Genomic DNA, 6,648 nt, shown 5'->3' on the forward strand with positions numbered 1-6,648 from the left:
ATAACGGTCAACAACATAAGTTTGTGCCACAGTTATTCCTGAAACCATCAAACCTAATGCAAGAGTAGTTAAACGTAATGTATTCATTTCATCATATCCTTATGATTTATGGGTTTGTTGGTTGAACGGTTTTTAAAATCTGTTTGAGCTTAGTCACATCAATTTGTCCTGGTGCAGAAGCCTGCCCAATCATGCCAAAGCTATAACTTCCGCCCATGTTGGCAGTCGCAACACGAGAAATCGTACCAAGTTGTCCCATCGACATCGTTAATAATGGTTTAGTGGTTTGCTGACTTACTTTTAAAGTTGCGTTCATTAAAGTGAAAACGTCTTGTTTAGATTTTGGCATTACGGCAATTTTTAGAATATCTGCCCCCATTTGATCTTGTTTTAACAAACGTTTTTCAATTTCATCTTGGCTTGGCGTTTTTTGGAAGTCATGATTAGACATCACAATCAATACTTTCTTTTGATGTGCTTTTTGAACAATCTCTGAAACGACTTTTTGATCACGGAACATTTCAACATCTAACCAGTCCATGAACGGATTTTTTAAATAAGCCTGATAAGTCTTACCATAATCAGCATCGCTAATTTCAAGCTGACCACCTTCGTTTTTAGTACGAATGGTGGCGATTAGTGGCTTATTACCTAGAATCTTTTTTAATTCATGCCCCAATGCAATCACTTGTTTTGTATCACTTGCAAAACTGAGTAAGTCGATACGGAATTCTGCTAAATCAGCATCTGCTGTATTTGCAATCACTTGAGCTTGCGCTAAAGCTTGTTCTTTGGTTTTTGCTGTAATTGGAACAATTGTTTTAACTGCTGTAGTCGCAGGTTGTGTTTGAGTAGCTAAAGCAACAGGTTCAGCATTTACCTGTGCAGTAAAAAATGGGAGTGCAAGCAAACTTAAGCTTAATAATGTTTTCATTTTCATCTCTTTCATACCATCCTTTAAAAAGGCTACACGCATCCATGGACAATCATGTGTAGCCTTAGTTGTTTCTTAAATATCAAAAAATACTGTTTCGTTATCGCCTTGAATACGAATATCAAAGCGGTAAACAATTTCACCATTTTCTTCAAAACGTTTTGCAATAAGAGTTTGGCGACGCGGTGCCCACTCAATGCTATTTAAAATTGGGTCATTGCCATTTGCCTCAGCTTCATCTTCAAAATAAACACGTGTATGAAGACCTAAGTTAATACCGCGAGCGAAAATGACTAATGCAATATGTGGTGCCTGAATTGAACCTTTACGGCCTGCTGTAGCACCTGGCTTAATTGTATTAAAGCTCCAGATACCTGTTTCAAAGTCAGCACCAGTACGGCCCCAACCCTGAAATGCTGGATCAGCTTTTTGCTCACGCGTATCTGCCTGACTTGGGTAAATACCATTCGCATCGGCTTGCCAAATCTCAATTAATACATCACGTAGCGGCAAACCTAATCCGTCAAATACTTGACCTTCAAGACGAATACGCTCGCCTTTGGTTTGGTCTTGTACTAACTGGTTATTAAAGTTGTTTTCAAACACTTCAATATTTGCTTGTTGTGGCAATAAACCAATGTGAACGTAAGGACCACCTGTTTGAGATGGAGTTTCTTTTAATTCCTGAAAATTCCAGTTATTCATGCTCGTGCTCCCGATTAAGTCAAATCATTTTCGAAGTAAGTCGCTCGACGTCCACGTAAAGTGATGTCAAAACGGTAACAACGGCTATCAGCTTCGATAAAGTTGTTTTTATCTTCTAGTGCAATCAATGCACGACGTTGATCTTCAGAAGGAATCGTTTTTAAAATCGGGCAAGTGTCAATTAATGTATCGCCTTCAAAATAAAACTGCGAAATTAGGCGCTGAGCCCAACCATCAGCAATTAAAGAAAAGTGGATATGGGCTGGACGCCATTCATTAATACGGTTACGCCACGGATATGGACCTGGTTTAATAGTACGGAAAATATAAAAACCATTTTCGTCAGTTAATGTACGGCCACAACCACCGAAGTTAGGGTCCATTGCACCAATAAACTTATCGTTTGGATGACGATAACGACCAGAAGCATTGGCTTGCCATACTTCTAAAAGTGCATTTTTAACAGGACGACCAAACTGGTCACGGACATAACCATGAACAATGACACGCTCACCAATTGGTAAACCATCTTTGGCATAGTTCAAAATCAAATCGTTATCTTTTGGGCCAAACAAATTTGAAGAAAAATGCGGTGAAGTAACTTCAGTTAAAGTCTCGTTAATAGAGATCAATGCATTTTTTGGCGAACGTAAAACACTTGTCTTATAACCTTCCGCATATGCAGGTGGATGGTCTTCTGTATTACGTTGGGCGTAAGCACCCCAGCTATGTTGTGACATCTTTATCTCCTTAATCCTGTTCTTTTGCTGCAACTGAGTTGACTTCTATTCCCAACTCTTTAAAGACTTCTTCGGCCATATGCATTGCAGCATTTGCAGCAGGTAAACCTGCATAGAGTGAGCTATGTAAGATCAACTCTTTTAAATCTTCTTTAGTTACACCATTGTTGAAACAAGCACGTAAATGCATGCGTAGTTCATCTTCGCGGCCAAGCGCCAATAAAATTGCGATCGTCACTAAACTACGTGTATGACGCGGTAGGCCTGGACGAGACCACACCTCTCCCCATGCGTAACGGCTAATAAAGTTTTGAAAATCTTGGTTAAAGTCATTTAAATTTTGCAAAGACCGACCAACATGCTTTTCACCCAAAACTTCAGTCCGCACCTCAATGCCTTGTTTATAGCGTTGTTCATCATTCATTGTGATAGACCTCTATTAAGTTGCATCGGTATGCGCAACAAGTGATTTAACAAATACAGCAACAGCCGCAGCAGTCGCTGGAATTAGTAATAAACTGAGAATGGCAGTAAACGACCAATCATTACCAAGTAATACGGCACCAATCCAAGCACCAAATACCGCGCCGAAACGTCCAATACCCGTCATCCAAGACACACCTGTTGCACGGCATTGCGTTGGATAAAAACGAGCACTTAAAGCAGGCATTGAAGATTGCGCACCATTAATTGCGATACCTGCACAAAGAACCAATACAGCAAGTAATGTTGAGTTTCCTAAGCTTTGACCAACAGCAATCGCAAATAGACCCGCAGCAAAGTAGAAAATGGCAATGACTCGGTTCGGGTTAAATTTATCCATCGCCCAACCAATGAACAATGCACTTACCACACCGCCAAACTGGAACAAACCACCAATAAATGCAGCACGCTCCATTGAAGCACCTGTTTCACGCATGAGTGTTGGTAACCAGCTTGTAAGCAAGTAAACAACCACTAAGCCCATGAAATAGGTTAACCAAAGTAAAAGTGTTCCTTTTGCATATGGTTTAGAAAACATAATTCCAAAAACATTTTTCTTTTGAGCTGTTTCAGTTTTCTCTTCAGGTACGTGGAATGCGGTCGCATTTTGAACTTGCGTTGGCGCGATATGATTTAAGATCTTGCGTACTTTTTCAGGGTTCTTACCTTTAACAATTAAAAAGCGGTAAGATTCAGGTAATACAAAAATCACTAAAATCATTAAGATCAAAGGTGACCAACCGCCAAGTAAAAATAGACTGTGCCAACCGTAGGTCGGGATGAGCCAGCTACTAATAAAGCCACCTGTTGCCATTCCTAGGTTGTAGCCACAGAACATACATGTCACCAGCAGTGAACGAATGCGTGTTGGACAGTATTCAGAGAATAATGTGGTGGCATTTGGCATCGCTGCACCCAAACCAATACCTGTCAAAAAGCGTAAAACGACAAGGCTATCTAAGTTGGTTGCATAAGCAGACGCTAAAGTAAAACCACCAAACACAAGCATCGAAAAAGCTAAAACGATTTTTCGACCAAAACGGTCAGCTGTTGGGCCAGAAACCAGAGCTCCAATAATCATTCCACCAAGTGCAGCACTCATCACTGGGCCTAACTGAGAGCGATCAACACCCCAGTCTTGAGCCAAAGCTGGAGCGATAAAACCCATTGCAGCAGTATCGATACCATCAGTAAAAATAATTAAGAAACAGATGATTGCAATCATCCATTGATACTTACTGAGTGGAGCATCATTAATTAATGCCTGAGCATCGATACTTTTATTTGGTGCAGCGTAATCCTGAGACGCCATATTTGCCTCCTTAAGGCCAATTCCTTTTAAACTACTAAGCTATTAGATTTGCTGAATAAACCTAGTCAATTCCTGTGTAAATCTTTGTGGTTGCTCAATATTAGAAAGATGAGATGCTTCTAATTTAGCAATTTGACTGTTCTTAATAGCATTCTGCATAAACTCAGCATCTGCTACTGTTGTCACTGGATCTGCCGTTCCTGCAATAAGCAATACCGGCACTTGGATTTGTGTAATTTCATCTCTTAAATCAGCATGTGCTAAAGCACGACAAGCATTGGCATAACCTTGTGCTGGTGTGTTTGCCAGACTTTGAATCGTCGTTTGTGCAACCACATTATGTTGATAGTCGAATTTTTCGCTAAACCAACGCGTATGCGTGGTTTTAACCAATTCAGCTAGTCCATTTTGTTCTACTGATTCTGCGCGACTCAACCACGCTTCAGCCTGTCCAATTTTTGCCGCCGAATTTGCGACAGTAATGCTTAGAAAGCGCTCTGGGTAATGGATAGCTAACCAAAGCCCTGTAATTCCGCCCATTGAAATGCCACAAAAATGAGCTTTTTCAATATTTAAGGCATCTAAAATATCAGCAACATCTTCACCTAAATTTTGTAAAGATGTTTCAGCGATCACATCACTTTCGCCATGACCACGTGTGTCGTATGTAATGACATTAAAATGACTTTTAAGCTCATCTACTTGCGGCTGCCACATTCCATGATCTGTTCCTAAGGAGTTAGATAGCACAAGTGCTGGAGCATCTTTTAATCCATCGGTATATACAGCGAGCTGTTTACCTTGTCGATTGGTTATAAGCTGTTTCACTTTATATCTCCTCCTTGTGCTTCTTGCAGGACAGCATCAATTTGAGCTTGAATATTGCCCAAATAGTTTTCTGCTTTAAATATTTCCAAAATTTCTGTTTGACTAAAATGTGCTTTTACTTCACCTAACTGACTAACAACCTCAGATAAATGCTGCTTTTGAGCCACGGCTGTTTTACAAGCTGCTTCAACAACATGATGTGCATTTAAACGTCCAATTTTTGGAGCAAGCGCCATCATCACAGCTTCTGCCATAATCAGCCCGTTGGTACAGTCAAGGTTCTGCTGCATATGCTCAGCATTAACTTCGAAACCTTGTAAAACTTCACCAGTACGAGTTAATGCTCCAGCACAAAGCTGAAAAATTTCAGGGATTGCTAACCATTCTGCATGCCATGCGCCTAAGCTACGCTCATGTTCCTGCACCATACTTTGATAGATACTAGACATAAGTGCTGGTACACGATTCGCTGCTGCAAGTACTGAAGCTGCTGCGACTGGATTACGCTTATGCGGCATGGTCGATGAACCACCACGACCCTTTGCTGTTGGTTCAAACAATTCTGCAATTTCGGTTTGCATCATGAGTGACCAATCACGTGCCATCTTGCCCGTATTCCCGACAATGATGCCGAGCACACTTGCGATTTCTACAATGCGATCACGTTCACCATGCCATGTACTAGTCGGCACAGTCAGATTCAACTGCTGAGCAAATGCACTCACTACAAATGAACCTTGATCTTGTAAAGAAGCTAATGAACCCACAGCACCACCTAACTGAGCAGTGAGTACACGTGATTTCATTGCTTGTATACGGTCTAAATCACGTTTAAATGCAGAAGCCCAGCGAGCAAGCTTATGCCCTAAAGTGATTGGCAAAGCTTGCTGTAACCATGTACGTCCAATCATGACTTGATAGCGATATTGCTTAGCTTGTTGTAATGCAGCGGTGTAGCACTGTTGAAGTTGTGCTTCCACAATATTTAACGCATCGCGGCATTGCAAAATACAAGCTGTGTCTAAAATATCCTGACTTGTTGCGCCCCAATGCACATAACGTGAAGCATCTTCATCTACATCTTTAACAATTCCCGTAAACTGCTTTACAAATGGAATTGCAATATTTCCAGCTAAGCCTGTGGCTACAGCCAAAGCGGAAAAGTCAAACTTTTCTATTGCCTGCTCAGCTACTTGGACAATGGTATTAGCCGCATTTTGAGGAATCACGCCAACTTTTGCCTGTGCTTGAGCTAACGCAACTTCAACCTGAATCATATATTTGATTAAAGATGAGTCACTAAAGATGTCAGTGACGTCTTTTTGATAAAACAAGCTGGCATATAACTGGCTCATGATTAGACTCTCTCTATAATCAATGCGATACCTTGTCCCACACCAATACACATTGAACATAAGGCATAACGACCACCTGTTTGCTCAAGCTGGTTTAATGCTGTAGTCACGAGGCGTGCACCTGATGCACCAAGCGGATGACCTAATGCAATTGCACCACCGTTTGGATTTACTTTATTGCTATCATCTGGCAAACCTAAATCACGGGTCACTGCTAAAGCTTGTGCAGAAAAAGCTTCGTTAAGCTCAATTACATCCATCTGATCTAAAGTCAGGTTGGCTTGTTTAAGT

8 protein-coding genes and 1 pseudogene are annotated in these 6,648 nt (G+C 41.0%); all 9 read right to left on the reverse strand.

The features are described 5' to 3' along the window. On the reverse strand, positions 1 to 87 hold an 87-nt coding region (locus tag UC75_RS20195), incomplete at its 3' end, for a hypothetical protein (protein WP_228137214.1). A gap of 19 nt (positions 88 to 106) precedes the next feature. Further along, complete coding sequence (gene aroD, locus UC75_RS04395) at positions 107 to 934, reverse strand: type I 3-dehydroquinate dehydratase (protein ID WP_111854576.1); 828 nt, start codon at positions 932 to 934, stop codon at positions 107 to 109. 75 nt (positions 935 to 1,009) lie between these two features. Then, positions 1,010 to 1,639, reverse strand: coding sequence for a protocatechuate 3,4-dioxygenase subunit alpha (pcaG, locus tag UC75_RS04400; RefSeq protein WP_049836837.1), 630 nt, complete (start codon positions 1,637 to 1,639; stop codon positions 1,010 to 1,012). A gap of 14 nt (positions 1,640 to 1,653) precedes the next feature. Continuing rightward, a complete protein-coding gene (gene pcaH, locus UC75_RS04405; protein ID WP_016137964.1) occupies positions 1,654 to 2,379 on the reverse strand; it encodes a protocatechuate 3,4-dioxygenase subunit beta in 726 nt (241 codons plus the stop codon). A gap of 10 nt (positions 2,380 to 2,389) precedes the next feature. Beyond that, complete coding sequence (pcaC, locus tag UC75_RS04410) at positions 2,390 to 2,803, reverse strand: 4-carboxymuconolactone decarboxylase (protein ID WP_005306044.1); 414 nt, start codon at positions 2,801 to 2,803, stop codon at positions 2,390 to 2,392. Between the two features lie 15 nt (positions 2,804 to 2,818). Then, positions 2,819 to 4,174 (reverse strand): MFS transporter, encoded by a 1,356-nt coding sequence (locus UC75_RS04415; RefSeq protein WP_049836838.1) that lies wholly within the window; start codon positions 4,172 to 4,174, stop codon positions 2,819 to 2,821. A 42-nt stretch (positions 4,175 to 4,216) separates the two neighbouring features. Further along, complete coding sequence (gene pcaD / locus UC75_RS04420) at positions 4,217 to 5,002, reverse strand: 3-oxoadipate enol-lactonase (protein ID WP_005306050.1); 786 nt, start codon at positions 5,000 to 5,002, stop codon at positions 4,217 to 4,219. Then, positions 4,999 to 6,357, reverse strand: a complete 1,359-nt coding sequence (gene pcaB, locus UC75_RS04425) for a 3-carboxy-cis,cis-muconate cycloisomerase (RefSeq protein ID WP_049836839.1) — start codon at positions 6,355 to 6,357, stop codon at positions 4,999 to 5,001. Before pcaB ends, pcaD begins: the two co-directional genes overlap by 4 nt. Positions 6,358 to 6,359: 2 nt before the next feature. Continuing rightward, positions 6,360 to 6,648 (reverse strand): annotated as a pseudogene (locus UC75_RS20200) (acetyl-CoA C-acyltransferase); the annotation flags it as partial.

This window comes from Acinetobacter sp. V2 (assembly GCF_001188385.1).
Taxonomy (GTDB): Bacteria; Pseudomonadota; Gammaproteobacteria; order Pseudomonadales; family Moraxellaceae; genus Acinetobacter; species Acinetobacter oleivorans.

Bases quoted from the DNA above. Each gene is read 5' to 3' on its own strand.
- pcaC (WP_005306044.1), bottom strand. From the start codon at position 2,803: ATGAATGATGAACAACGCTATAAACAAGGCATTGAGGTGCGGACTGAA.
- pcaH (WP_016137964.1), bottom strand. From the start codon at position 2,379: ATGTCACAACATAGCTGGGGTGCTTACGCCCAACGTAATACAGAAGAC.
- UC75_RS04415 (WP_049836838.1), bottom strand. From the start codon at position 4,174: ATGGCGTCTCAGGATTACGCTGCACCAAATAAAAGTATCGATGCTCAG.
- aroD (WP_111854576.1), bottom strand. From the start codon at position 934: ATGAAAACATTATTAAGCTTAAGTTTGCTTGCACTCCCATTTTTTACT.
- pcaB (WP_049836839.1), bottom strand. From the start codon at position 6,357: ATGAGCCAGTTATATGCCAGCTTGTTTTATCAAAAAGACGTCACTGAC.
- pcaG (WP_049836837.1), bottom strand. From the start codon at position 1,639: ATGAATAACTGGAATTTTCAGGAATTAAAAGAAACTCCATCTCAAACA.